This is a genomic window from Xanthovirga aplysinae (assembly GCF_009711365.1).
Taxonomy (GTDB): Bacteria; Bacteroidota; Bacteroidia; order Cytophagales; family Cyclobacteriaceae; genus Xanthovirga; species Xanthovirga aplysinae.
On record NZ_SMMB01000707.1, the window covers coordinates 1 to 3,410 of the forward strand.

At 37.2% G+C, this 3,410-nt stretch carries 3 protein-coding genes; all 3 read left to right on the plus strand.

Annotated features, from left to right (window positions below; translation table 11 throughout):
- Window positions 1–401: dUTP diphosphatase (gene dut, locus E1171_RS04445; protein WP_155204497.1), on the plus strand; the 401-nt coding region annotated here is incomplete at its 5' end.
- 189 nt (window positions 402–590) lie between these two features.
- Window positions 591–1,595 (plus strand): sugar phosphate nucleotidyltransferase, encoded by a 1,005-nt coding sequence (locus E1171_RS04450; RefSeq protein ID WP_155204499.1) that lies wholly within the window; start codon window positions 591–593, stop codon window positions 1,593–1,595.
- Between the two features lie 15 nt (window positions 1,596–1,610).
- Window positions 1,611–3,353: a tetratricopeptide repeat protein gene (locus E1171_RS04455; protein WP_155204501.1), complete on the plus strand. Its 1,743-nt coding sequence runs from the start codon at window positions 1,611–1,613 to the stop codon at window positions 3,351–3,353.
- Window positions 3,354–3,410 lie beyond the last annotated feature (57 nt).

Consider the following 3,410-nt stretch of genomic DNA (forward strand, 5'->3'; position numbering starts at 1 on the left):
CCCTTCCCTCTTATCAGACTTCCTCTTCTGCAGGAATGGATCTAAGAGCAGAGTTAGAAAAAGCAGTTACTCTTCAGCCTCTTGAAAGGGTACTTATTCCTACAGGTCTTTTTATGGAACTCCCACAAGGATATGAGGCCCAGGTAAGGCCTCGAAGCGGTTTGGCTTTTAAGCATGGGGTGACTGTGCTGAATAGTCCCGGAACCATTGATGCCGATTATAGAGGAGAAATTAAGGTGTTGTTGGTAAACCTTTCAAATCAGTCATTTATGATCAATGATGGTGAGCGTATTGCTCAAATGGTTGTTGCAAAACACGAGCAAATTGAATGGGATGAAGCAGATTTGTTAAATGAAACGGAAAGAAGTAACGGAGGATTTGGTAGTACCGGGGTAGGGTAAAAGTAAAAGTAATACCTTTACTTAAGGTAAAGGATTAATCTTTAACAGATGCTGCCCTTTGGAAGTTATTTATGGAAATAGGATCACCTTAAGGTAATTATCGATTAGTTTTTGTTTTTTATGGTTCCCAAAAATTCCTAATTCTTATTTGGTATTTAAATCCAATCGTTCTCAAAGTATTTTTAAAATATGAAAATTATTGTTCCAATGGCTGGTATGGGTAAGCGAATGCGCCCCCATACATTAACGACGCCAAAACCTCTTGTCCCAATTGCGGGTAAACCGATTGTTCAACGACTTGTAGAGGATATTGTGAAGGTGTGTAGTGAACCTATTGAAGAAATAGGTTTTGTGATCGGTGATTTTACAGAGGAGGTAAAGGAAAATTTACTTCAAATCGCCAAGGATGTGGGAGCACAAGGAAGGCTTTTTCATCAGGAAGAAGCATTGGGAACTGCTCATGCAGTGCTTTGTGCCAAGGATATGTTGGACGGAAAAGTGATTGTGGCTTTTGCCGATACCCTTTTTAGAGCTGATTTTAAACTTGATGTAGAAAATGATGGCGTAATTTGGGTTAAGCAAGTGGAGGACCCCTCTGCTTTTGGTGTGGTAAAGTTAAATGCCGATGGTGTTATTTCTGACTTTATTGAAAAACCAACAACTTTTGTTTCTGACTTGGCCATTATTGGGATTTACTATTTCAAGGCTGCTGATTCGCTGAAGAAGGAATTACAATATCTGGTGGATAACGACCTTAAGGTTGGAGGTGAATTTCAGCTGACAGATGCCCTTGAAAATATGAAAGCAAAAGGTGCTCAATTAGTGACAGGAAAAGTGGATGAGTGGTTAGATTGTGGTAATAAAAATGCAACCATTCATACTAATCAGAGGTACCTGGAATTTATCAGGGAAGAAGATCTTATTTCTTCTTCAGCAACTATCGATAATGCGGTAATTATACCTCCGGTTTTCTTGGGAGAGAATACTGTGGTGAAAAATACAGTTATTGGTCCACATGTATCCTTGGGTGCAAATACGAAGGTGGTTGATTCGCGGATTAGTAATTCCATAATTCAAAGAAATAGCGAGATTAAAAATGTAAATCTTTCAAACTCCATGGTAGGTAACTTTGTTAACCTTAAAGGGAAGTCTTCTGATATGAGTATAGGGGATTACAATGTAGTGATTGAATAACTTAATCAATTTGCCATGGGGTGGAAGGGAACTAAGCTAAGGTTTTTTCTTCTTTTTTTGTTTTTGTCTTCTTATTGTATTTCGCATGTAGCCGTAGGCCAGCGGAGCAAAAGAGTAAAAAAGGATAGAGACCTGAAAGAAAGGGATTATCTTCAAGCTGAGTTTTTCTTTACCGAAGGAGAAAAATATTATATCCTTGAGGATTACTCTAAGGCTTATATTTTCTTTCAAAAGGCAGCTGATTTTAATCCTACAAATGCTGCCGTTGAATTTAAGCTTGCCGAGACACTTGCTAATATGGGGGATTATGATAATGCGTTAAAGCATGCTCATAATTCCCTTAATTTAGACGACCAAAATAAATACTATTACTTACTTTGTGCAGAGCTTTATTCTCAAAAAGGGGAATTTAAAGAGGCAGGGAAGCTTTATGAGCAAATGATTAGGGATATACCGGGGACGGATGAATACTTATTCGACCTGGCCACCATTTACCTATATCAGGAAAATTACCCCGAGGTTCTAAAAATAATGAATAAAGCAGAAGGAATTTTCGGTAAAAACGAAAATATTACCCTGCAAAAGCAAAAAATTTATATTCAATCCCAAAAAATAGAAGAAGCAATCAGGGAGGGAGATGAGTTGATTCAGGCTTTTCCCGATGAGGAACGATTTGTTATTAGACAGAGCGATTTATTGATTTCAAATAATAAACTTGATGAGGCCCTTCCTTATTTAAATCAACTAATTGACAAAACTAATTCACCAGAGGCACATATTCATTTGGCTGAAATTTATACTCGAAAAGGAGAGTCAGAAAAAGCGGAAAGTCATATGTTACAAGCATTTGAGTCGCCGGAATTAGCTTTTGACCTAAAACTACAAGTCTTTTCTCAATGTATCCGGGATATTCCCCATGATGATAAAAAGAAATTTTGTCTTCAACTTGCTGGTAAACTGGAAGAGCATCATTCGGACAACGCTAATACTTTCGCTGTACTGGGAGATCTTTACATGACACTGGGAGATAAGAAATCTGCCAAACAAAAATATTTGAAAGCAATAGATTTAGATGATTCTCAGTTCAGAGTTTGGCAAAACCTGCTTTTGGCAGAAATGGAACAGGGAGAATATCAATTGGTCAAAGAACATTCCCAAAAAGCTCTCGAACTATTTCCTAATCAGGCTTCTGTTTATTATTACAATGGCTCTGCTCAACTTTTGGAAAAGAACTACCAGGAAGCAGTTTATGCATTTGAGGCGGGGAAAGATCTTTCTTTGGAAGACAAGGAATTGTTAAGTGTTTTTTATAGTCAATTGGGAGATGCGTACAATGGCCTAAAGGATTATAAGAAATCAGATGCCTCTTATGAAGCTGCTCTTGAAAATAATTCTAACAATTACTACGTTCTAAACAATTATAGCTATTTCCTTTCCTTGCGAGGGGAAAAACTGGACTTAGCCAGGGAAATGTCTGAAAGACTGATTAGAGACAATCCTGAAAATTCAACCTACCTGGATACTTACGCCTGGGTGCTCTATAAGAGTGGGCAGTTTAAAGAAGCTAGGAAATATTTGGAAAAGGCTATGAAAGGAGAAGTCAGTGGTACCATAATTGAGCACTATGGCGACACTCTTTATAAATTAGGAGAAATAGAAATGGCGGTCCAACAATGGAAAAAAGCAAAAGCATTGAATGATGGCCATTCCAATTTATTAGATAAAAAAATTGAAGATAGAAAACTTTATGAGGAATAGTCTTTTTTATTTTTTGCTACTTTTTAGTCTCGTTTTTTATTCTTGTAGAAAAAAAGT